This window comes from Sphingopyxis sp. LARHCG72, assembly GCF_052871675.1.
Genome location: NZ_JBIXJU010000005.1, coordinates 253,045 through 274,727, shown reverse-complemented (window position 1 = coordinate 274,727; position 21,683 = coordinate 253,045). Strand labels below are relative to the sequence as shown.

Below are 21,683 nucleotides of genomic sequence, written 5' to 3'. Positions count from 1 at the left end.
CGAAAGGAGCAGCGGAAGGCGGTTTTTGGGCCGTACCCGCTGCTCCGTTCGTTACCCGATCAGTTGACGGTCGCGCGGAAGACGAGCGTGCTGGCGCCGCCGGCGGCGATCGAGGCGATCGTTCCCGATACGTTGGGCGCAGCATAGCTGCCGCCCGCGGCACCGTTGAAATCGCACGTTCCGCTGGTGACCGTGCCGCCCAGCAAAATTGTCCCCGCATTGAACGTCAGCTGGCCCGGAACCGGGTCGTTGATCACCACCGATGTCGCCGCGGCGCTGCCGGTGTTGGCGACCGCGATGCAATATTCGATGACCGCACCGGGAATCAGTTTCGGATTCGTCGTCGAATTGATCGGGTCCGAGATGATGCGGCTGGACTTGGTGACCGCCAGTGTCGCCGTCTGCACCGTATAGTCGTCGTTATCGCTGTGCGACCCGTCGCGCGCAGCATCGCCCGCGACGCCGGGGGTGACGTCGGCGAAAACCGTGTCCTTCACGGCGGTGTTCGCCCCCGTCGTTTCGGTGATCGCAGCGCCTTGCGTACCCGCAAGCCCGCCTTCGCGCGCGGTTGCGCGAAGCGTCACCCCGGCGACCGCGCCGTTGACGACAGCAGGAACGGTGCCCGTCGTCGGGATGTCGGCGACGACGAACAGGCGGATCGCCGTATCGACGACAAGTTCGTCGATATAGTTGGTGATCAGCGTATCGCCGGCGTCCCAACTGCCCACCGTGCCCGTCACCGTATTATCGCGATAGATACGGATATTGTTGACGTTGAACGTGTCGGTCCCGCCATGCGCAGCGGTGCCGCCCACGATCTGCGATGCCACGAGCGCGAAGTCGAGCGTCTCGTTCGAGCTGTTCGTCAGCTGGAACGTGGTGACGGCATTCGCCTGGCCCGGCACGACGGCGGTCGTGACGGTGCCGACTTCTTCGACGAGCAGGTTGATCTTGCGGTCGACGATGAAACTGTTCGCCGCCTGCTGCTGTCCCTGCGCGACGCCTCCGACCTGATAGTCGACGGTGGCGGTATTGGTGATCGTGGTGCCTGCGGTCGTCCCGGCGGCAAAAGCCGGCGCGGCAGCGACGCTCGAAAGCGCCGCCAGACCGATGGCACCCATATATGTCAGCTTGCTGGTCATAGCTGAGCTCCTGGGCTTTATGCTGGTTGCCGTTTCCCCACCGCTGGCAACCGTTAAGCGGCTTTATTCATTCAGTTATTTTACGACTCCCCGGAACATGAGCTTGCCAGTACCCCCGACCGGGATCGGGTTCTGGAAAGCCCAGCGGATGTGCGTGACGTCGGCCGCCTGCGCCGCGCGGCGCGTGCCGTCGGTCATCGGGACCGAGAGGTCGGCAAGCAGTCCCCACTGCTTGCCGCCATCGACCGAAACCTGCGGCCGGGTGTCGCCGGCGTCGGCGAAACGGACTGCGGCGGGCAGCGGGTTGGTGATCACGAACTTGTCCGCCGGTTGCGCACCGGCGTTGCGATAGTTCAGCACGAAAACGAGCCGGTCGCCGGGAACGACGACTTTCGGTTCTTCGAGCAGGATCCGCTGCTTGCCTTGTGCGTCGGTCGATACGCGTTCGACGAACACATGGTTGTCGAGTGCGACCTGGTTCGCGGCGAGCGCCTGCCCCGGCATCAGCGCGGCAAGCAAAAGGAAAAATAGGGTGCGCATGCGGATCTCCATCAATCGATCAGCGTCTGGAAGGTGACGGTGCGGGTCTGGCCGCCGGCAACCGTGCCGAGCGCGACGTTGATCCGCGTGCCGTTGTAATCGCCGGCATCGGCGTCGGCGGCGTCGGACAGCGTGCTGCCACCGAGCCGGATCGAGCCGGGAACATAGCTGGTGTCCGCCGGGATATTGTCGGTGATGGCGAGGCCGCTGACCGAACCGCTGCCTGCGACGGTCGCGACGATCGTATAGGTAATCGTCGCGCCGGGGATCGGATCGGCCGTGCCAAGCGAATTGGTAACGACCGCCGATTTGACGAGCGTCACCGTCGCGGCGGAAACGATGAACGCCCCCGCATCCTGCCCGTCGGCGCCGGTCGAGCCTACGACGGCGTCCCCGCCGCCTTCGCCCTGTCCCGCGAAGCTGTCGCCCGGATCGCCGGTTCCGGTTTTTGCCGCGGCGACGAGGCTGACGATGCCGCGATTGCCGTCGACGACCGTTCCCGGCGTCGTTGCGAGGACGAAGACGGTGATGCTCTGGTCGGGATTGAGCGACGGATCGTTCGCGCCCGGCGTATAAAGCGTGTCGGTACTGGCGTCGAAAAGGCCGTCGCCATTGTCGAGATAGATCTGGGTGACGGCGGGATCGTAATTGTCGCCGCCGGCATTGGCGATCGTGCTGAGCCCGAAGGCTTCGACGCCATTGCCGTTATTGGTGACCGAGAAGGTCAGCACCTGCCCCGTCGCGCCCGGCGTGGTCGGCACGTCGGCGGGATTGCTCGAATCGACCGTGACGTCGAGCAATTCATCGACGAGCAGGTCGACGCGGTTCGAATCGACCGTCGTCGTGCCGCCGCCCGTATCGAAGCTCGCGCTTGCGGTATTGCTGATTGTCGAGCCGGCGCGTGTACCGGCGGCATGAGCCTGCATCGGCAGCGCGAGCGCGGCCAGCAAGGCGATGGTCGAACAAGAGGGAAGAAGCCGATGCTTCGCGCCCCCCACAGGCGCTATCATCATCACTTTGACTCCGAATAGGTTGGTCCTTGGAGCCTTCAGTCGCCGATAAAGGGTAATTTCTGGTTAAAAAGCAGGTAGAAAGACGTGTTTTGCTCCAAATGGGGACAGGGAAGGGTATCGGTTCGTCGCAAAATGGGGCGGCTGGCGCGGCACGCCAAGCGCGCGTAAGGTGCGGCGACTGACGAGGAGAACAGGGGTGGCGGAGGACAGGGGCAGCAAGGAGGGTCGGCCGCCGCGCGTCAATCCGCTGCACCAGATCGAGATCGACGATTTCCGCCGCGACCGCCTTCTTGCGGCGCTGGCGCTTATCTTCGGCGCCGCCTTCTGTCTCGGCCTGCCTTTTGCCCTGCAGGCGGGGGCTGAATTCTTCCTGCCGCTCACCGCCGCGATCGTCATCGCGATCGCGCTCGTCCCGCTGCTCGAATGGCTCGAACGGCGGGGCGTGCCGTCGGCGCTCGCCGCCTTCCTGTCGCTCGCGGTGTTCCTTGCCATCATCAATGCCGCGCTGGCGATCATCGTCGTGCCCGCCACGGGCTGGTTCGCGCGGCTGCCCGATTCGATCCCGCGCATCCAGAGCAACCTGGCGCCGCTGATCGATTTCTATTCGACGCTGCAACGTTTCGTCGACCGGACATTGATGTCGGTGGCAAGCGGGACCGAAGCGACGGCGCAGGCGGTGGCGGCGACTGCGCCGACCTCGGTCGTCGACTATTTCATCACGTCGGCGCCCTCGGCAGCGATCCAGCTCTTCTTCGCCGTGCTCGTCATCTTCTTCTTCCTGTCCGGCTGGACGCGGCTGCGCAAAGGCACGATTCGGCGGCGCGGCAGCTTCGACGGCGCGATGCAGACCGCGCGCGTGATCCAGAATGTCGTCGATGCGACCGCCGACTATCTGGCGACGATCACGATGATCAACGCGATTCTCGGCCTGACGGTGTCGCTCCTGCTCTGGGCGCTCGGCATGCCGTCACCCTTCATGTGGGGCGGGATCGTCAGCATCTGCAATTTCGTGCCCTATCTGGGACCGATCGTCGCGGCGGTGCTGCTCGGGCTCGGCGGGCTGATGACCTTCGATGCGGTCGGGCTCGCGCTCTTGCCCGCGCTGATCTTCATCGGCGTCCATCTGGTCGAGGCGAATCTGATCACCCCGCTGGTGCTGGGCAAGCGCCTGACGATCAACCCGCTGCTGATTCTCGTGTCGCTGAGCTTCTGGGGATGGGTGTGGGGGACGCCGGGCGCCTTGCTGGCGGTGCCGTTGCTGCTGATCCTGCAGACCGTACTCGCGTCGACCGGAACGCCCGATCTCGCGGGTTTCCTTTTCGAACATGGCACGCTGACGACCACCGACGAGGTGCGCGATCGATTAAATCGCACGCAGGATGAAAGCGACGGTTGACAGGTCGGGGCGGGGGCCATATTGGCGCGGCTCCCAAGCACACGCGGGTGTAGCTCAGTTGGTTAGAGTGCCGGCCTGTCACGCCGGAGGTCGCGGGTTCGAGCCCCGTCACTCGCGCCATTCCTTCCATTTTCGGACGGAATGGCCACCGCGTCTTGGGACCTTCCATCACTGGAAATCGGGAATATGGCGCGGCGCTTCAGCCGCGCCATTTCCCCAATTCCATCCAGCGCAGCAGCGGCTTCAGCGGCAGGATCCAGACGATCCCTGCGGCAAGATAGAAGATCGCCTGCACCAGCACCGGCCAGGAACCGACCCATGGCGAGACGCCGACGACGATAGCCGTCCACACCGCGATCAGCGCGAGGATCAGGAACATGCCGGCGGGCTTGCGCCAGCTCGGCTGGGGCCCGGGGGGTATTTGGCTCACAAACGGTCTCCACAGAGGATGAATTCTTGTTCGGTCAGGATCGCATCGAGCGCGATGTCGGTCGATTCGCGCGGCGTCGCATCGATTTCCTGTACCGACCAGCCGACGCCGATTCGCAGCGCGGTGGGGTGCGCGGCAAAATAACGGTCATAGTGGCCGCCGCCCTGGCCGATCCGGCCGCCCCTGCGGTCGAATCCGACCAGCGGGCAGAAAATGAGGTTCGGGGTTGCGGTTACGGCATCATCGGCAGGTTGCCGGGTGCTCCATGGCCCCTTCGCCAGCGATTCGCCCGGCCGCCAGCGGCGAAAGGTCATGTCATCGACCCGCCCGGCATGGTGCGGCAGCGCGAGCGCGCCCGCTTCGGCGAGGCTCGCGAACATCGGCATGATATCGGGTTCGTCGCCCCACGCGGCATAGGCGCCGACAATGGCGTGATCGGCGAGAAGGTCGGAAAGTGGCGCGGGCAGGGCGCGAAACGCCGCGAGTTGCGCCATCCCGTCGAGATTCGCGGCGAAATGCTTGCGCCGAAAGCGCAGTTTTTCGCGCAGTTTCTGCTTTTGCTGGACGAGGTCGGCGGACAAGTCGGTCATCGCCTCCCCCGTGAGACCTGGGATATGGACTGGCTATAGGGTTGGCGGGACCGCCGAGGTCGTTTGCTGGAAGATCCTCTGACGCCAGTAACGTCAGGTGGGAACCATGTACGTCGGACCAGGGTCCGGGCAGGGACAGCTCCCTAGGATGATGTATCGCCTCAGGGATTTTCGCAAAAGCTCGTGCCGGGCAGTACCCGCCGACCCCTATGTAGGGGCGCGGGCGTGCTTGCTCAAGGGAGTTGCTCGACTTTCGCGGCCAGCGCCTCGATCCGGTCGGCAATTTGCAGCAGCGCGCGATCGTGCGCGGGCTTTGCGGAAGGCGCCGCGGCCGAGCTTGCCTGCCGCGCCGCCTCCAGTTCCTTGAGCGCGGCCTGTTCACGCGTCATCGCGGCGCGCAGTTCGTCGCGTGCCGCGGCCTCGCGGCTTTCGGCGAGCGCAACCGCCGCGCGCAGCGAATCGGATTGCGGCTCGGATTTCTCGATCTTGCCTTTCGCGTCCTGCGCATCGTCGGCCAGCATCAGCGCAGCGAAAAGAAGCTGGCGAACCTCGGTTCCCCCCGCCATCGCGCGCGCCTTTTCGTCGACGACGGCCGCGAGCTGGAGGAGCTGCGATTCCTGCCCGTCTTCGCAATGGAGGTCATAGGGGCGTCCCGCGATGGTCAGTTTGACGTCAGCCACGGTCGGCCTCCGCGATAAGCCGGTCGAGCTCGCCGATCACTGCGGCAACCTCGGCCTTGAGGGCCGACTGGTCGGCTGTCGGGGGCTGGACGGCTGCTGCGGGCCGGTTCGCGCGGTCGGTCAGGGCTTTTTCGATACGGCTCAATGCGCGTTCGATACGGCCGATGGCCAGACTGGATTCGTCGAGATCGAGTTCCATCCCCAAGGGTTAGCAGCGGCGGGGAGGCCGTGCAATTGCCCTCTCTGCCGAAAATGCGCGGATTTTCCGCTACGGGCGGTTGACTCCTGCCCCCGCCGCCGCAAAGGGCTGTCCGCATCCAGTCCGGGCGATGTGCCCGGCACCAGCCCAGCCATTTCCGGGGGACAAATGACACTGCCCGAACGTCAGCTCGCCAATGCCATCCGCGCGCTCGCGATGGATGCCGTACAGGCCGCAAACAGCGGCCATCCGGGGATGCCGATGGGCATGGCCGACGTCGCGACGGTGCTTTATTCGGACTATCTGAAATATGATGCGACCGACCCGCACTGGGCCGACCGCGACCGATTCGTCCTGTCGGCGGGCCACGGCTCGATGCTCGCTTACGCAACCTTGCACCTCGCCGGCTATGCGCGCCCGACGCTGGAGGATATCCGCAATTTCCGCCAGCTCCACAGCCCGTGCGCCGGCCATCCGGAGAATTTCGAGCTCGCGGGCGTCGAAACGACGACGGGCCCGCTGGGGCAGGGGCTTGCGACGTCGGTCGGCATGGCGATCGCTGAGCGCCACCTCAATGCCCTCTATGGCGACGATCTTGTCGATCATCGCACATGGGTGATCGCGGGCGATGGCTGCCTGATGGAAGGCATCAACCACGAAGCGATCGGGCTTGCCGGCCACCTCGGCCTCGGCCGCCTGACCGTGCTGTGGGACGACAACAAGATCACCATCGACGGGTCGACCGACCTGTCGACGAGCGAAGACATCCCGGCGCGCTATGCGGCGACCGGCTGGCATGTCGAAAGCTGCGACGGCCACGATCCCGCCGACATCCGCCGCGCGATCGACGCCGCGCTCGCCGATCCGCGCCCGTCGCTGATCGCGTGCCGCACGATCATCGGTTTCGGCGCGCCGAACAAGCAGGGTACCTCGGCGACACACGGCGCGCCGCTGGGCGCCGACGAGATCGCCGCCGCGCGTAAGGAACTCGGCTGGACCGCCGAACCCTTCGTCATTCCGGCCGATGTCGCCGATGCGTGGGCCGGCTTTGGCGCACGCGGCAAGGCACTTCATGCCGAATGGAATGATCGCCTTGCAAGCAACGAGAAGAAAAAGGAATTTGAGGATCGCCTGAGCGGCAAAGTAGTTCCGGGCGGTGCCTTCAAGGCCTATCTCGACGGCCTCGTTGCCGAACCGCCGAAGGTGGCAACGCGCAAGGCGTCGGAAAATGCGCTCGGCGCGCTCACGGCCGACATCGCATCGCTGATTGGCGGTAGCGCCGACCTTACGGGTTCGAACAATACCAAAACCTCGTCGACCAAGCCGCTGACTAAAGACGATTATTCGGGCCGTTACATCTATTACGGCATCCGCGAATTCGGAATGGCCGCCGCGATGAACGGCATGGCGCTGCACGGCGGCGTCGTGCCTTATGGCGGCACCTTCCTTGTCTTTGCCGACTATTGCCGCGCCGCGATCCGCCTGTCGGCGCTCCAGCAGCAGCGCGTCGTCTATGTGATGACGCACGACAGCATCGGCCTCGGCGAAGACGGCCCGACACACCAGCCGATCGAGCATCTTCAGTCGCTGCGTGCGATGCCGAACCTGCTCGTTCTGCGCCCCGCGGACGCGGTCGAAACCGCCGAATGCTGGGCGCTCGCGCTGGCGCAGGAAAGCCGGCCGTCGCTGCTCGCGCTCACCCGCCAGAATCTTCCCCCGCTGCGTCATGACGTCACGGAAAATCTTTGCTTGAAAGGCGGTTACCGTCTTCGCGATGCCTCGGCGTCGCGTAAGGTCGTCCTCGTCGCAACGGGCTCCGAAGTGTCGCTCGCGGTCGAAGTCGCGGAAAAGCTCGAGGCCGCCGGCCACGGCGCCGACGTCGTCTCGATGGTTTCGACCGAGCTTTTCGATGAACAGACGGCAGCTTATCAGGCCGATATCCTGCCCGACGATGCGCTGATCGTGTCGATCGAGGCGGGCACGACTTTCGGCTGGGAACGCTATACCGGCCGCCATGGCCTGCGCTTCGGCATCGACAGCTTCGGCGCTTCGGCTCCGATCGAAGACCTATTCAAGCATTTCGGCCTGACCGCAGATGCTATCACCCCCCAGATCCTGGCACGGCTCGGCGCATAAGGACCGACGGCCCACTACGCAGAAAGGTTATTTCGACATGGCAGTGAAAGTCGCAATCAACGGTTTCGGACGCATCGGTCGCAATGTCGCGCGCGCCATCCTGGAGCGCACCGACCATGATCTCGAGCTGGTGTCGATCAACGACCTTGGCGATGCCAAGGCGAATGCCCGCCTGCTCCGCCATGACTCGGTCCACGGCGCGTTCAACGGCACCGTCGAAATCGACGGCAGCGACCTGATCGTCAACGGCAAGCGCATCCAGGTCACCGCCGAGCGCGATCCCGCCGCACTGCCGCACGCCGCGAACGGCATCGACATCGTGATGGAATGCACCGGCTTCTTCACCAACAAGGCCGGCGGCCAGAAGCATCTCGACGCCGGCGCGAAGCGCGTGCTGATCTCCGCCCCCGCGAAGGAAGTCGACCTGACCGTCGTTTACGGCGTCAACGACGACCAGATCACCGCCGATCATCTGATCATCTCGAACGCGTCGTGCACGACCAACTGCCTCGCGCCCTTTGCCAAGGTGCTGCACGAGGCGTTCGGTATCGAGCGCGGCCTGATGACCACGATCCACGCCTATACCAACGACCAGAAGATCCTCGACCAGATCCACGACGATCCGCGCCGCGCGCGCGCCGCCGCGATGTCGATGATCCCGACCTCGACCGGTGCAGCGGTGGCCGTCGGCCTCGTCCTGCCCGAACTCAAGGGCAAGCTCGATGGCTCGTCGATCCGCGTTCCGACCCCGAATGTCTCGGTTGTCGACCTGACTTTCACGCCGCTGCGCGAAACGACGAAGGAAGAGGTCAACGCTGTACTCAAGGCCGCAGCCGAAGGCCCGCTGAAGGGCGTGCTCGGCTATACCGAAGAGCCGCTGGTTTCGATCGACTTCAACCATAATGCGGCCAGCTCGACCATCGACAGCCTCGAAACCGCGGTAATCGACGGCAAGCTGGTGCGCGTGCTCAGCTGGTACGACAATGAATGGGGTTTCTCGAACCGCATGATCGACACCGCGGGTGTGATCGCCAAGTTCCTCTGAGCCAAAGGAAAACGTCGATGACCGCGTTCAAGACCCTCGACGATATCGGTGACGTCACCGGCAAGCGCGTGCTCGTGCGCGTCGACCTCAACGTCCCGATGTTCGAAGGCGCGGTCAGCGACGCGACGCGGATCCAGGCCGCGATGCCGACGATCCGCGAACTGTCGGACAAGGGCGCGATCGTTCTGCTTCTCGCGCACTTCGGACGGCCGAAGGGCGCGAAGAACCCGACCCAGTCGCTCAGCCTCGTGATGGGCGGGGTCGAGGACGTGCTCGGCCATTCGGTCATGTTCATCCCCGAAGCCATCGGCGAGGGCGCGAAGGCGGGCATCGCGGTGCTCGCCGCGGGCGATGTCGCGGTGCTCGAAAACACGCGCTTCTATCCCGGTGAGGAAAAGAACGATCCGGCCTTTGCCGACGCATTGGCCGAGATCGGCGATCTTTACGTCAATGACGCCTTTTCTGCGGCGCACCGCGCGCACGGTTCGACCGAGGGCGTTGCGCGCCGCCTGCCGGCCTATGCGGGCCGCGCGATGGAAGCCGAACTCAAGGCGCTCGACGCCGCGCTCGGCAATCCCGCGCATCCGGTGGCGGCGGTCGTCGGCGGTGCCAAGGTGTCGTCCAAGATCGACGTGCTGCGCAACCTCGTCGGCAAGGTCGATCATCTGATCATCGGCGGCGGCATGGCGAACACCTTCCTCGCCGCGCGCGGGGTCGATGTCGGCAAGTCATTGTGCGAGCACGACCTCGTCGATACCGCCAACGCGATCTTCGACGCCGCCGATGCCGCAGGCTGCACGATCCATCTGCCCTATGACGTCGTGGTGGCAAAGGAGTTCGCGCCGAACCCGCCGACGCGCACCGTCAACGTGCATGAAGTCGCCGCCGACGAAATGATCCTCGACGTCGGCCCCGCCGCGGTCGAGGCGCTTGCCGATGTGCTCAAGAACTGCCGCACGCTCGTGTGGAACGGTCCGCTCGGCGCATTCGAGACCCCGCCGTTCGACACTGCGACCGTCGCGCTCGCCAAGACCGCGGCGGCGCTGACGCGCGAAGGCTCGCTGATCTCCGTCGCGGGCGGCGGCGATACCGTCGCGGCACTTAACCATGCCGGGGTTGCGGGCGACTTCACCTTCGTTTCGACCGCCGGCGGCGCCTTCCTCGAATGGATGGAAGGCAAGCCGCTTCCCGGCGTGGACGCGCTCAAAGCCTGATTTTTCTCGCACATTTGCATCCCGCTCAAGGGGTCGCTATGCGCACCGCAACATACGTATGCAAACCACCGGAGATCCTATGACCACCGCCAATGCCGCCATGCTCGACCAGATCAAATCGGGACAGGGCTTCATCGCCGCGCTCGACCAGAGCGGCGGTTCGACGCCCAAGGCATTGAAGGGCTATGGCATCGAAGCCGACGCTTTCTCGAACGACGAGGAAATGTTCGGTCTGATCCACGACATGCGCAGCCGCATCGTTACCGCGCCCTGCTTCAACGGCGACAAGGTGATCGGCGCGATTCTGTTCGAGCGCACGATGGACGGCGAAGCCGGCGGCAAGCCGGTACCGGCATTGCTTTGGGAGCGCGGCGTCGTTCCGTTCCTGAAGGTCGACAAGGGGCTCGAAGACGAAGCCGACGGCGTCCAGCTGATGAAGGCCAACCCTGGCCTCGATGACTTGTGCGCGCGCGCGGTAGCCATGGGCGTGTTCGGCACCAAGATGCGCAGCGTCGTCAACCTTGCCAACCCGGCGGGCGTCAAGGCGATCGTCGAACAGCAGTTCGCCGAAGCCGCGCGCATCGCGGCGCATGGCCTCGTCCCGATCATCGAACCCGAAGTGAACATCAAGAGCGCCGAGCGCGATGCCGCCGACCGCCTGCTGCTGAACGAACTGCTCGCGGCGCTCGACGCGTGGACCGGCGCGCCGGTGATGCTGAAGCTGTCGCTGCCGACCGAAGCGGGCCTGTTCCAGCCGCTCGTCGATCATCCGAAGGTGCTGCGCGTCGTCGCACTGTCGGGCGGCTTCGCGCGTCCCGAAGCCTGCGTCGAGCTGGCGAAGAACCCGGGCATCATCGCGAGCTTCAGCCGCGCCTTGCTTGAGGACCTGCGCCACCAGATGAGCGACGACGAGTTCAACAGCTCGCTCGGCGGCGCGATCAACGAAATTCACGCGGCCTCCGTGGCCTAGGTGATGGGAGAGCGGTGGCAAGCCGTCGACGATTATATCGCCGCCAGACTGCTTGGTGACGATGACGCGCTTGCCACCACCCTCGCGAACAATGCCGAACAGGGGCTGCCGCCGATCGATGTGTCGGCCGCGCAGGGCAAGATGCTCTCCCTGCTCGCGCAGATAGCCGGCGCGAAACGCATCCTCGAAATCGGGACGCTCGGCGGCTATTCGACAATCTGGCTGGCGCGCGCGTTGCCCGAAGACGGCGCGCTCGTAACGCTCGAACTCGAAGCGCATCATGCGCGCGTCGCGCGAACGAATCTGGAAAACGCCGGGCTGGGAGCCAAAGTCGATATCCGTATCGGGCCGGCGGTCGACAGCCTTGCCGCGATGACCGGCGAAGCGCCCTTCGATTTCGTCTTCATCGATGCCGACAAGCAAAGTAACGCCGCCTATGTCGAAGCGGCGATCCGGCTGGGGCGCCCCGGCACGACGATCATCGTCGACAACGTCGTGCGCGAAGGCGGCGTGCTCGATGCCGATAGCGCCGATGAACGCATCGTCGGCACACGCGCGCTGTTCGACATGCTTGGTGCGAACCCTGGCCTCGACGCAACCGCGATCCAGACCGTCGGCGCCAAGGGCTGGGACGGGTTCGTCCTCGCGCGGGTGCTCTAGAACCCGCCCGCGAAGCGGAGCGAGAAGCGATAGTCCCCCGGCTTGATCGTCACATCGGTGCGCTTCTCGGGACGGACAGATTCGAGCGTGAAATGCCCGTCGGCAAGCTGGACGGGTTGACCCAGCGTCGCCTCGAACGGCTGCTTCTCGCCATTGCCGCGAATCCAGATCATCTTCACCCGCACGCGTCCCGCCCAGACGCAGCGCGCGTTCATCGGGCAGCGGCTGTCCTCCAGCACTTCGACCGGCCGGACAATCGGGCCGTCGACATAGGCCTTCTGGCCGAGCGCGACATCGCTGCCGTCGGGAAGCGGCGTGCCGCGCGCCGTCGCGCAGGCGGAAAGAGCCACGGCGGCGGGAAGGGCGAAGATCGCGAGGCGGCATATGTTCTGCATTTGCCCGTCTGTGACCTCGCCGCTATGAACGCGCCATGAAAGCACCAACCTGCCAACTTTACCTGATTTCACCGCTCGATGTCGGCGGCGATTTTCCGGCCCGGCTCGCCAAAGCGCTGGGCGCCGGCCCCGTTGCGGCGTTCCAGTTTCGCGTCAAGGGTCTCGACCAGCACGAGGCGGTACGGCTCGCCGAACCGCTACAGGCGATCTGCGCCGCGCACGACGTGGCGTTCATCGTCAACGACGATGTGGCGCTCGCGAAGCGTCTCGACGCCGACGGCGTGCATCTGGGGCAGGGCGACGGCGATCCCAAGGAAGCGCGGCGCATCCTCGGCCCCGATATGCAGATCGGCGTGACCTGCCATGCGAGTCGCCACCTTGCGATGGAAGCCGGAGAAGCGGGCGCGGATTATGTCGCCTTCGGCGCCTTTTTCCCGACGACGACCAAGGCGGTCGAGCATCAGGCCGATCCGGAGATTCTCACATGGTGGCAGGGTATGTTCGAACTGCCCTGCGTCGCGATCGGCGGGATCACCGTTGATAACGCGCCGGCGCTGATCGAAGCCGGCGCCGACTTCCTGGCGGTATCCGCCGGGGTCTGGGCGCACCCCGAAGGGCCGGGCGCGGCGGTGCGCGCCTTTGCCTCGCTCCTGGGCGATCAGCCCGCGGGGTAATCGCGCGCCGGCAACTTGGGCGCATTTTGGGGCGCGCGCGGTTCCGCCGCCGCATCCTTGCGCCAGCCAAAAAGGCCGGCGCAAGGCGCCCTGCGCGACGAAGGTGCTGCGTTGCCGCGCGGGGGCGGCGGGGTAAGGTCGGAAAGATCGGTACTCATCATGGGCGCCGATTTCGCATCGATGCCGCGTCATATATTGGATCGATACGTCAAAAGGATATCGGCTCGTCGCTTTTGGCGTTTCGGTCCAACGGGCCTCGGTCCATGGCTTTTTGCTTGCGCTCGGCGCGGCGCCCCGCAAGACAGCGGGCGGGGAGATGTTTTGATGACCGACACGACGAAGGCTACGCCCCGCGGGCGCGAACTCACCATCCGCGCGATCCTGCTTGGCGGCTTGCTGACTTTGATGTTCACCGCGGCGAACGTCTATCTGGGGCTGAAGGTCGGGCTGACCTTTGCGACCTCGATCCCGGCGGCGGTGATCTCGATGGCGTTGCTGCGCTATATGGCCGGCTCGACGATCCTCGAGAATAATATCGTCCAGACGATCGCGAGCGCCGCGGGCACGCTGGCGGCGATCATCTTCGTGCTCCCGGGCCTCGTCATGGTCGGTTACTGGCAGGGCTTCCCGCTGCTCGAAACCACCGCGATCACAATGCTCGGCGGCATATTGGGCGTGCTCTTTTCGGTGCCGCTGCGCCGCGCACTCGTGGTCGATTCGGACCTGCCCTATCCCGAAGGGCGCGCCGCCGCCGAAGTGCTGCAGGTCGGCGCGGCGAGCGCCGAGGGGGCCGTCGAAAACAAGGCGGGCCTGTCGGCGCTGCTGTGGAACAGCCTTGTCGCTGCGGGCTTTACCCTCCTCACGCAAATGAAGCTCGCGGGCGCAGAGGTCGCGCGCTGGTTCACGGTCGGCAGCGGCGCGACCGGGATCTCGGGCGGGCTTGCCTTCGCCCTGTTCGGGGTCGGGCATCTCGTGGGTCTGTCGGTCGGCATGGCGCAACTCGTCGGCATGGTCACGGGCTGGTGGGTGCTCCTGCCGATCCTGACGCAAGGCGGGGCGGGCGATGCCGAGACGCTGGCGAATACGGTATTTCGCGCCGACGTTCGTTTCTTTGGCGCGGGCGTGATCGCCATCGCCGCCATCTGGACGCTGATCAAGATTGCCGGCCCCGTGCTCGGCGGCATCCGCTCGGCGATGGCGGCAAGCCGCGCGCGGCAGGGTGGGCAGGCGCTCGCCATCGAAGAACAGGATATGTCGATCAACTGGGTGTTCGGCGGGTCGCTTGCGCTCATGCTGCCGATCGGCTGGCTGCTCTGGTCCGAGCTTGCCGGCGGCCCCCTCGCGGGCGCATCGTTCGCGCTGGTCGCTGGCGCGATCCTCTTCATCATCATCGCCGGGCTGATGATCGCCTCGGTCACCGGCTATATGGCGGGCCTGATCGGCGCATCGAACTCGCCGGTATCGGGCATCGGCATCCTCGCGATCATTGCATCGTCGCTGCTTCTTCTCGGTCTGCTCGGCCGCGGCGGGGGTGAGGCCGAAATCAATGCGATGGTCGCCTATGCGCTGATCGTCACGGGGCTCGTCTTCGGGATCGCGACGATCTCGAACGACAATTTGCAGGACCTGAAGACCGGCCAGCTCGTCGGTGCGACGCCGTGGAAGCAGCAGGTCGCGCTGATCATCGGCGTGATCTTCGGCTCGCTCGTCGTTCCGCCGGTACTCAATGTGCTCAACGAAACGCTCGGCTTCGTCGGCGCACCGGGGGCGGGACCGAACGCACTTGCGGCGCCGCAGGCGGGGCTGATCTCGTCGCTCGCGCAGGGCGTGCTCGGCGGCGACCTTAACTGGACGATGCTGACCTATGGCGCGCTCGCGGGCATCGGTTTCATCATCGTCGACGCACTGCTTGGCCGCGCAGGCAAGCTGCGCCTCCCACCGCTCGCGATCGGCATCGGCATCTACCTGCCGATGGCGGTGATCCTGCCGGTGGTGATCGGCGCGGTCGGCGGCTGGTTCTATGACCGTTGGGCGGCGAAGCGCCCGAACGCGAGCTTTGCGCACCGCATGGGCGTGCTCACCGCGACGGGCATGATCGTCGGCGAAAGCCTGTTCGGAGTGCTCTATGCGGGCATCGTCGCGGGCAGCGGCAGCGATGCGCCGCTGGCCGTGGTCGGCGAGGGCTATGCGCCCTATGCGCCGTGGATCGGCCTGATCCTGTTCGTCGGGCTCGTCTGGCTCAGCTACAAGCGCACGCGCGCGATGGTCGTCGCGACGCCCTGACACGCGGCTTGCCCTTCGGCGCTGGCGCGGCTAAAGGCGCGCACCTGATAGCTGTGCCCCGGAGGGCGCCGCTTTGCTCTTTCCATCCTTGAACTGTGAGTGTGCGCGATGAAGATCACCGGCGTTGAAATCCGTCCCGGCAATATTATCGAATATGAAGGTGGCATCTGGAAGGTCACCAAGATTCAGCACACCCAGCCGGGCAAGGGCGGCGCCTATATGCAGGTCGAAGCCAAGAACCTGATCGACGGGCGCAAGCTCAACAACCGTTTCCGCAGCGCCGATACGGTCGAAAAGGTCCGCCTCGACACCAAGGATTTCCAGTTCCTCTACGCCGAGGGCGATGACCTCGTGTTCATGGATAAGGATACGTTCGAGCAGATCAACATCTCGAAGGACGTTGTCGGCGACGCGCACGAGTTCCTGCAGGACGGCATGGAGGTCGTGCTCGAACTTTGGGAAGAACGCCCGATTTCGGTCGAACTCCCCGAAACGATCGAAGCGACGATCGTCGAGGCCGACGCGGTGGTGAAGGGCCAGACGGCATCGTCGTCTTACAAGCCCGCGATCCTCGACAATGGCGTGCGCGTGATGGTGCCGCCGCACATCACGAGCGGAACGAAGATCGTCGTGCATGTGTACGACCGCGAATATGTCCGCCGCGCCGACTAACTGATATCACCGCCCGCACGATCGGGCGGGTGGAGATTTGATATGGCCGTATCCGGCATCATTACCGTCATGGAACGCGCCGCGCGCAAGGCCGGCACGAAGCTGCGCCGCGACTTCGGCGAGATCGAGCATCTGCAGGTCTCGCAGAAGGGGCCGGCGGACTTCGTATCGAAAGCCGACCAGGCGGCCGAGCGCACGCTGTATGACGAACTCGGCCGCGACCGTCCGGGCTGGGGCTTTGTGCTCGAAGAAGGTGGGATCATCGAAGGCGAGCCCGGCAAGCCGCGCTTCATCATCGATCCGCTCGACGGCACCTCGAACTTCCTCCACGCGATCCCGCATTTCGCGATTTCGATCGCGGTGCAGGAACCCAAGCCCGGCGGCGGCTGGGGCGACGTCACCGCTGCGCTCGTCTACCAGCCGGTCACCGACGAAAGCTATTGGGCCGAGCGCGGCCGTGGAGCCTGGCTGCACGACCGTCGCCTGCGCGTCGCGTCGCGCCGCCACCTCAACGAGTGCCTGATCTCGACCGGCATTCCGTACATGGGCCACGGCAATATGGCGCAGTGGAGCCGCATTTTCGGTGCGGTTGCGCCCGAAGTCGCCGGCATCCGCCGCTTCGGCGCCGCCAGCCTCGACCTCGCATGGGTCGCGGCGGGCCGCTACGACGGTTTCTGGGAAAGCGACCTGCAGGTCTGGGATGTCGCTGCGGGCATGTTGCTCGTTCGCGAAGCGGGCGGCTTCGTCAGCGACTTCCGCGGCGGCGACCGCGCGATCGAACGCAGCGAATTCATCGCCGGCAGCGCCGCGGTCCATTCGAAGCTTCAGAAGCTCGTCGCAGGCGCGCTGCGCAACGCCTGATTTACTTGCCCTCCCCCTTGATGGGGGAGGGTTTGGGTGGGGGTGAGTTCGCCTGCGTAAATGCACGCCAGCTAACTCACCCCCACCGCTGCGACTAGGCGGCAAGCCGCCAAGCCTCGCTGCCTCCCCGCGCAGGGGAGGGCGGCAACCTCATTTCTCGAAAACATACTCGCGAAAGCTGTCCATCAGCGACGACCAGGTGTTGAAGGTTTCGCCGACATTCTCGCGCGGGATGCCCGCGAAATCGAGGTCGACGTCCATTTCGAGTACCGGATCGCCCTCGTCATCCTTGTAGGCGCGGGCGAAGCGCTTGTCCTTGTTCCACTTGTTGAGCTTGTCGAGCGTGACGCCCTTCGCGTCGCTGAACCCCATATAATATTGCAGCGTCTTGCACTTCTTGCCCTCGTCGCAGTTCATGAACAGGACGAGGAACTTCAGGCCGTTGCGATTGCTCTCGATATAGGGGTCATCGCCATCCTTCGCCACGATCGTCGCGGGCCAGCCCTGCGACTCGACGATCGCCTTGATCGTTGCGGGATTCGTCGCGTTGATCAGTTCGGCGTGCGCCGGAGTCGCCGAAAAAAGCGCAGCGGCTCCCAACGCCAGCGCGGCGCGAACGGTAATTGGTCCCATATATGCTCCCTTCGTCGAAACTGCGCCCGAAAAGCGCGGCACTGCGGCCCTTTTCCGGTGGCGTATCACAGCGATAGGCCCGCTCGCCAGCGCGCATTATGCTTTTGGTCACACGGGATACGAAAATCCTGCCCGCAGTGCTTGCGAGGCGCGGCTTGCTGGCCTAAAGCGCCCGCAACAAAGGGTGCAAGACACCCCAAAATATGAACCACTCAACTGCGAGCTCCCATGGTCGATCTGACGCAATATTTGCCGATTCTGATCTTTCTGGTCATCGCCGTCGGCCTGTCTTCCGCCTTCGTATTCCTTCCGATGGGCGTCGCGCGGCTGACCGGGGCGCATAAGCCCGATCCGGCGAAGCTGACCGAATATGAATGCGGCTTTCCGGCATTCGAAGACGCGCGCAGCCAGTTCGACGTGCGCTTCTACCTCGTCGCCATTCTCTTCATCATCTTCGATCTCGAAGCCGCCTTCCTCTTTCCCTGGGCCGTGAGCCTCGAGAATATCGGTTGGGCCGGCTGGGCGACGATGATGGTTTTCCTTGCCGAGCTGACGCTCGGCCTTGTGTATGCGTGGAAGAAAGGGGCGTTGGACTGGGAATGAGCACTTCCAGCATCATCATGCCCGGCCAGATGCCGGTCGCCCCGGGGACGAACCCGGACCAGAGCTTTTTCGACGACCTCAACAGCGAAGTCGGCGACAAGGGCTTTCTCGTCACCTCGACCGAGGATCTGTTCAACTGGGCGCGCACGGGCTCGCTCTGGTGGATGACCTTCGGCCTCGCGTGCTGCGCGGTCGAGATGATCCACGTCAACATGCCGCGTTATGACATGGAGCGTTTCGGCGCCGCGCCGCGCGCGTCCCCGCGCCAGTCGGACGTGATGATCGTCGCGGGTACGCTCTGCAACAAGATGGCCCCGGCGCTGCGCCGCGTCTACGACCAGATGTCGAACCCGAAGTACGTCATCTCGATGGGTAGCTGCGCCAATGGCGGCGGCTATTATCACTACAGCTATTCGGTCGTGCGCGGCTGCGATCGCATCGTGCCCGTCGACATCTATGTGCCGGGTTGCCCGCCGACCGCCGAGGCCTTGCTTTATGGCGTGATGCAATTGCAGCGGAAGATCCGCCGCACGGGGACGATCGAACGCTGATGGCCAGTCCTGCTCCCCTCGTTGCGCCGCAGCCGGCGCTGGCGGCCGCGCTCAAGAAATTGATCGGTACCGACCTTCTCGCGCACGACTTCCTCGTCGGCGAAGACAGCATCACCGTGACGCGCGAAGCGGTCGCCGGGGTGATGGTCAGCCTGCGCGACAACCTTGAATATCAGCAGTTGATGGAGATCGCCGGGGTCGATTATCCCGACAGCGCCGAGCGGTTCGAGGTCGTCTATCACCTGCTCAGCGTGACGAAGAATCATCGCCTGCGCGTGCGCGTCTCGACCGACGAGGCGACGCCGGTGCCGACGATCGTTCCGGTCTGGCCGAACGCCGGCTGGCTCGAACGCGAAGTGTTCGACATGTACGGCGTGCTGTTCGCCGGAAATACCGACCTGCGCCGCATCCTGACCGACTATGGTTTCCAGGGGCATCCGCAGCGCAAGGACTTCCCGCTGACCGGTTATACCGAGCTGCGGTACAGCGAAGAAGACAAGCGCGTCGTCTATGAACCCGTGCGGCTCGCACAGGATTTCCGCAATTTCGACTTCCTCAGCCCGTGGGAAGGCGCCGATTATGTGCTGCCCGGCGACGAAAAGGCCGGCGGAACGGGCGAAGGCCCGGGCAAGGGCGCGCCGTCGCCGATGACCGCGGAAGCAGTCAAGAAGGCCGACGACAAGGCCGCGAAGGACAAGGCGCCGCCGCCGCCGACCCCGAAGACGACCGAAAAGCCCGAGCAGACCGGCGCGGGCGCCAAGGCCAATATCAAGGCCGCCAAGACGAGCCGCGACGGCGCGAAGGCGACCGCGACCGCAAAGGCGAAAACGCCCGCGACAAAGAAGGCCGAAAAGGCTCCGGCCAAACCGCGCGCGCCGCGCAAGCCTAAAGGAGGCGACGCATGACCGACTCCCCCCAGGTCAAGCACCATGGCAGCGACATGTTCGAAGGCTATCCGGTCGACACCGCCGATACCGCGGGCGATCAGGTCGTCACCAACTATACGATCAACTTCGGTCCGCAGCATCCCGCGGCGCACGGCGTGCTCCGCATGGTGATGGAGCTTGACGGCGAAATCATCGAGCGCGTCGATCCGCACGTCGGGCTGCTCCACCGCGGAACTGAAAAGCTGATCGAGTATAAGACCTATCTGCAGGCTTTGCCCTATTTCGACCGGCTCGACTATTGCTCGCCGCTCGGCATGGAGCACAGCTATGTCCTCGCGATCGAGAAGCTTCTCGACCTCGAAGTCCCGGCGCGCGCGCAGTACCTCCGTACGCTGTTCGCCGAGCTGACGCGCATCTGCAATCACATGCTCAACATCGGGTCGCACGTCATGGACGTCGGCGCGATGACGCCGAATCTCTGGGTGTTCGAGCTGCGCGAGGATTGCCTGAACTTCTTCGAGCGCGCTTCGGGTGCGCGGATGCACAGCGCCTATTTCCGCCCCGGCGGCGTCCATCAGGATGTCCCCGAACGGCTGCTCTACGACATCGGCGAATGGTGCGAAAAGCGCCTGCCGAAGCTGTTCGGCGACGCGATGAGCCTTGTCATCGACAACCGCATCTTCAAGCAGCGCAACGTCGACATCGCGACGGTGTCGAAGGAAGACGCGCTGGCATGGGGCTTTTCGGGCCCGATGATCCGCGGCAGCGGCATCGCATGGGATCTGCGCAAGTCGCAGCCCTATGACGCCTACGCATCGATGGACTTCGACATTCCGGTCGGCACGCGCGGCGACTGCTACGACCGCTTCATGGTCCGCGTGCAGGAAGTCTATCAGTCGGCGCGCATCATCCTCCAGTGCCTGCGCGACATGCCCACCGGCCCGATCGCGAGCCTCGACCGCAAGGTCGTCCCGCCGAAGCGCGGCGAGATGAAGCAGTCGATGGAATCGCTGATCCATCACTTCAAGCTCTACACCGAGGGCTTCCACGTCCCGGCGGGCGAAGTCTATGTGGCGACCGAAAGCCCCAAGGGCGAATTCGGCGTCTATCTGGTCAGCGACGGCACCAACAAGCCGTACCGCTGCAAGATCCGCCCGACGGCGTTCAGCCACCTCCAGGCGATGGATATGATGTCGAAGGGCCATATGCTCGCCGATACCACCGCGATTATCGGCGCGATCGACGTCGTGTTCGGGGAGTGCGACCGGTGATGCGGGAGCTTGCAATTCTCATACTCGCGCTCGCGGGATTTGCGTCCGCCGTCGCGGCCTATCTTGCTGCTTTTCATGGCGAAGCGCCGATAAAGGAAATCGTCTCTACGGCCGTCGCGGCGACGCTCGGCATGTATGTCGGACGATATATTGAACGAGGTTTGGCCCGTGGCTGACGCACCCCAAATTCCCGACGAAGCCGAAACCCGCGCGCGCTGGGGCGCTTTTGCGTGGACGAAAGAAAATGCAGAGAAGGCGAAGCAGGTCATCGCGCGCTACCCCGCGGGACGCCAGCGTTCGGCGGTGATGCCGTTGCTCGACCTCGCGCAGCGCCAGGTCGGTGCCGAGACGCAGACGCAGGGCTGGCTGCCCGTGCCGGTGATCGAATATGTGGCGGCTGAGCTCGATATGCCCTTCATCCGCGCCTATGAGGTCGCGACCTTCTACACCATGTACAACCTCGTCCCTGTCGGCCGCTATCATGTGCAGGTCTGCGGCACGACGCCGTGCCTGCTGCGCGGGTCGGACGACGTCATGGCCGCGTGCAAGAACCGCGGCATGGTGAAGGGCAAGACCACCCCCGACGGGCTGTTCACGCTGACCGAGGTCGAGTGCATGGGCACCTGCACCAACGCGCCGATGGTCCAGATCAACGACGATAATTACGAAGACCTCGATTACGACAGCACGGTCCGCCTGCTCGACGATCTCGCCGCGGGCAAGTCGCCCAAGGCGGGCACCCAGAACCCGAAGCGCCACACGAGCGAGCCCGAGGGCGGCCCGACGACGCTGAAGGAAATGGTCAAGGCCAACCACGACTATCGGAAGGAGTGGTAAG

The 21,683-nt window shown here is 64.8% G+C and carries 25 protein-coding genes and 1 tRNA gene; 17 read left to right on the top strand and 9 right to left on the bottom strand.

Features of this window, described 5'->3' with window-relative positions; all coding sequences use genetic code 11:
• Positions 1-59 precede the first annotated feature (59 nt).
• From ACIPPQ_RS13555 to ACIPPQ_RS13545, 3 genes are all read right to left on the bottom strand, one after another.
• Entirely contained in the window at positions 60-1,142 is a 1,083-nt protein-coding gene (locus tag ACIPPQ_RS13555; protein ID WP_446544592.1) for a hypothetical protein, read from the bottom strand.
• 75 nt (positions 1,143-1,217) lie between these two features.
• Positions 1,218-1,682 (bottom strand): hypothetical protein, encoded by a 465-nt coding sequence (locus tag ACIPPQ_RS13550; protein WP_446544591.1) that lies wholly within the window; start codon positions 1,680-1,682, stop codon positions 1,218-1,220.
• A gap of 11 nt (positions 1,683-1,693) precedes the next feature.
• Complete coding sequence (locus ACIPPQ_RS13545) at positions 1,694-2,695, bottom strand: hypothetical protein (RefSeq protein WP_446544590.1); 1,002 nt, start codon at positions 2,693-2,695, stop codon at positions 1,694-1,696.
• Positions 2,696-2,891: 196 nt separating this feature from the next.
• On the opposite strand from ACIPPQ_RS13545, the gene ACIPPQ_RS13540 reads away from it, so the two are divergent.
• Positions 2,892-4,091 carry an AI-2E family transporter gene (locus tag ACIPPQ_RS13540; RefSeq protein ID WP_446544589.1) on the top strand — a complete coding sequence of 400 codons (1,200 nt, stop codon included), beginning with the start codon at positions 2,892-2,894 and terminating at the stop codon, positions 4,089-4,091.
• A 43-nt stretch (positions 4,092-4,134) separates the two neighbouring features.
• Positions 4,135-4,211, top strand: a tRNA-Asp gene (locus ACIPPQ_RS13535).
• Positions 4,212-4,290: 79 nt separating this feature from the next.
• On the opposite strand, the gene ACIPPQ_RS13530 is transcribed toward ACIPPQ_RS13535, so the two are convergent.
• The 4 genes from ACIPPQ_RS13530 to ACIPPQ_RS13515 form a co-directional block, all read right to left on the bottom strand.
• A complete protein-coding gene (locus ACIPPQ_RS13530; protein WP_446544588.1) occupies positions 4,291-4,521 on the bottom strand; it encodes a DUF2842 domain-containing protein in 231 nt (76 codons plus the stop codon).
• Positions 4,518-5,111, bottom strand: a complete 594-nt coding sequence (locus ACIPPQ_RS13525; RefSeq protein ID WP_446544587.1) for a 5-formyltetrahydrofolate cyclo-ligase — start codon at positions 5,109-5,111, stop codon at positions 4,518-4,520. The genes ACIPPQ_RS13530 and ACIPPQ_RS13525 overlap by 4 nt, the downstream gene beginning before the upstream one ends.
• A gap of 233 nt (positions 5,112-5,344) precedes the next feature.
• Entirely contained in the window at positions 5,345-5,791 is a 447-nt protein-coding gene (locus ACIPPQ_RS13520) for a cell division protein ZapA (RefSeq protein WP_446544586.1), read from the bottom strand.
• On the bottom strand, positions 5,784-5,990 hold the full coding sequence (locus ACIPPQ_RS13515) for a hypothetical protein (RefSeq protein ID WP_327454983.1): 207 nt from the start codon (positions 5,988-5,990) through the stop codon (positions 5,784-5,786). Before ACIPPQ_RS13515 ends, ACIPPQ_RS13520 begins: the two co-directional genes overlap by 8 nt.
• 168 nt (positions 5,991-6,158) lie before the next feature.
• Here ACIPPQ_RS13515 and tkt point away from each other — a divergent pair, with 168 nt between their 5' ends.
• The 5 genes from tkt (at position 6,159) to ACIPPQ_RS13490 (ending at position 12,015) form a co-directional block, all read left to right on the top strand.
• Positions 6,159-8,126, top strand: coding sequence for a transketolase (gene tkt, locus ACIPPQ_RS13510; RefSeq protein WP_446544585.1), 1,968 nt, complete (start codon positions 6,159-6,161; stop codon positions 8,124-8,126).
• A gap of 37 nt (positions 8,127-8,163) precedes the next feature.
• Positions 8,164-9,171 (top strand): type I glyceraldehyde-3-phosphate dehydrogenase, encoded by a 1,008-nt coding sequence (gene gap / locus ACIPPQ_RS13505; protein ID WP_327454979.1) that lies wholly within the window; start codon positions 8,164-8,166, stop codon positions 9,169-9,171.
• A gap of 17 nt (positions 9,172-9,188) precedes the next feature.
• Positions 9,189-10,385, top strand: coding sequence for a phosphoglycerate kinase (locus ACIPPQ_RS13500; RefSeq protein WP_446544584.1), 1,197 nt, complete (start codon positions 9,189-9,191; stop codon positions 10,383-10,385).
• Positions 10,386-10,485: 100 nt separating this feature from the next.
• A complete protein-coding gene (locus ACIPPQ_RS13495) occupies positions 10,486-11,355 on the top strand; it encodes a fructose bisphosphate aldolase (RefSeq protein WP_446544718.1) in 870 nt (289 codons plus the stop codon).
• 3 nt (positions 11,356-11,358) lie between these two features.
• The gene (locus tag ACIPPQ_RS13490; protein ID WP_446544583.1) at positions 11,359-12,015 is read left to right on the top strand and encodes an O-methyltransferase; all 657 of its coding nucleotides are present in this window, start codon (positions 11,359-11,361) and stop codon (positions 12,013-12,015) included.
• Here the strand turns inward: ACIPPQ_RS13490 and ACIPPQ_RS13485 are convergent.
• On the bottom strand, positions 12,012-12,410 hold the full coding sequence (locus tag ACIPPQ_RS13485; protein ID WP_446544582.1) for a hypothetical protein: 399 nt from the start codon (positions 12,408-12,410) through the stop codon (positions 12,012-12,014). The genes ACIPPQ_RS13490 and ACIPPQ_RS13485 overlap by 4 nt on opposite strands.
• Positions 12,411-12,445: 35 nt before the next feature.
• On the opposite strand from ACIPPQ_RS13485, the gene thiE reads away from it, so the two are divergent.
• The 4 genes from thiE to ACIPPQ_RS13465 all read left to right on the top strand — a co-directional run bounded on the left by thiE (position 12,446) and on the right by ACIPPQ_RS13465 (position 16,900).
• On the top strand, positions 12,446-13,084 hold the full coding sequence (thiE, locus tag ACIPPQ_RS13480) for a thiamine phosphate synthase (RefSeq protein ID WP_446544581.1): 639 nt from the start codon (positions 12,446-12,448) through the stop codon (positions 13,082-13,084).
• Positions 13,085-13,408: 324 nt separating this feature from the next.
• Positions 13,409-15,367: an OPT family oligopeptide transporter gene (locus tag ACIPPQ_RS13475; protein WP_446544580.1), complete on the top strand. Its 1,959-nt coding sequence runs from the start codon at positions 13,409-13,411 to the stop codon at positions 15,365-15,367.
• A gap of 108 nt (positions 15,368-15,475) precedes the next feature.
• Positions 15,476-16,039 (top strand): elongation factor P, encoded by a 564-nt coding sequence (efp, locus tag ACIPPQ_RS13470; protein ID WP_237837476.1) that lies wholly within the window; start codon positions 15,476-15,478, stop codon positions 16,037-16,039.
• Between the two features lie 42 nt (positions 16,040-16,081).
• Positions 16,082-16,900: an inositol monophosphatase family protein gene (locus ACIPPQ_RS13465; protein WP_446544579.1), complete on the top strand. Its 819-nt coding sequence runs from the start codon at positions 16,082-16,084 to the stop codon at positions 16,898-16,900.
• A 150-nt stretch (positions 16,901-17,050) separates the two neighbouring features.
• On the opposite strand, the gene ACIPPQ_RS13460 is transcribed toward ACIPPQ_RS13465, so the two are convergent.
• Positions 17,051-17,533 (bottom strand): YbjN domain-containing protein, encoded by a 483-nt coding sequence (locus tag ACIPPQ_RS13460; RefSeq protein WP_446544578.1) that lies wholly within the window; start codon positions 17,531-17,533, stop codon positions 17,051-17,053.
• Between the two features lie 228 nt (positions 17,534-17,761).
• On the opposite strand from ACIPPQ_RS13460, the gene ACIPPQ_RS13455 reads away from it, so the two are divergent.
• The 6 genes from ACIPPQ_RS13455 to ACIPPQ_RS13430 are packed head-to-tail and all read left to right on the top strand — an operon-like array spanning position 17,762 to position 21,682.
• Positions 17,762-18,136, top strand: coding sequence for an NADH-quinone oxidoreductase subunit A (locus ACIPPQ_RS13455; protein WP_327454957.1), 375 nt, complete (start codon positions 17,762-17,764; stop codon positions 18,134-18,136).
• The gene (locus ACIPPQ_RS13450; RefSeq protein WP_037510811.1) at positions 18,133-18,687 is read left to right on the top strand and encodes a NuoB/complex I 20 kDa subunit family protein; all 555 of its coding nucleotides are present in this window, start codon (positions 18,133-18,135) and stop codon (positions 18,685-18,687) included. The genes ACIPPQ_RS13455 and ACIPPQ_RS13450 overlap by 4 nt, the downstream gene beginning before the upstream one ends.
• Positions 18,687-19,592, top strand: coding sequence for an NADH-quinone oxidoreductase subunit C (locus tag ACIPPQ_RS13445; RefSeq protein ID WP_446544577.1), 906 nt, complete (start codon positions 18,687-18,689; stop codon positions 19,590-19,592). Before ACIPPQ_RS13450 ends, ACIPPQ_RS13445 begins: the two co-directional genes overlap by 1 nt.
• A 35-nt stretch (positions 19,593-19,627) precedes the next feature.
• A complete protein-coding gene (locus ACIPPQ_RS13440; RefSeq protein WP_446544717.1) occupies positions 19,628-20,845 on the top strand; it encodes an NADH-quinone oxidoreductase subunit D in 1,218 nt (405 codons plus the stop codon).
• On the top strand, positions 20,842-21,021 hold the full coding sequence (locus tag ACIPPQ_RS13435; RefSeq protein WP_327454952.1) for a hypothetical protein: 180 nt from the start codon (positions 20,842-20,844) through the stop codon (positions 21,019-21,021). The genes ACIPPQ_RS13440 and ACIPPQ_RS13435 overlap by 4 nt, the downstream gene beginning before the upstream one ends.
• Entirely contained in the window at positions 21,014-21,682 is a 669-nt protein-coding gene (locus tag ACIPPQ_RS13430; RefSeq protein WP_446544576.1) for a complex I 24 kDa subunit family protein, read from the top strand. Before ACIPPQ_RS13435 ends, ACIPPQ_RS13430 begins: the two co-directional genes overlap by 8 nt.
• Position 21,683: the final 1 nt, after the last annotated feature.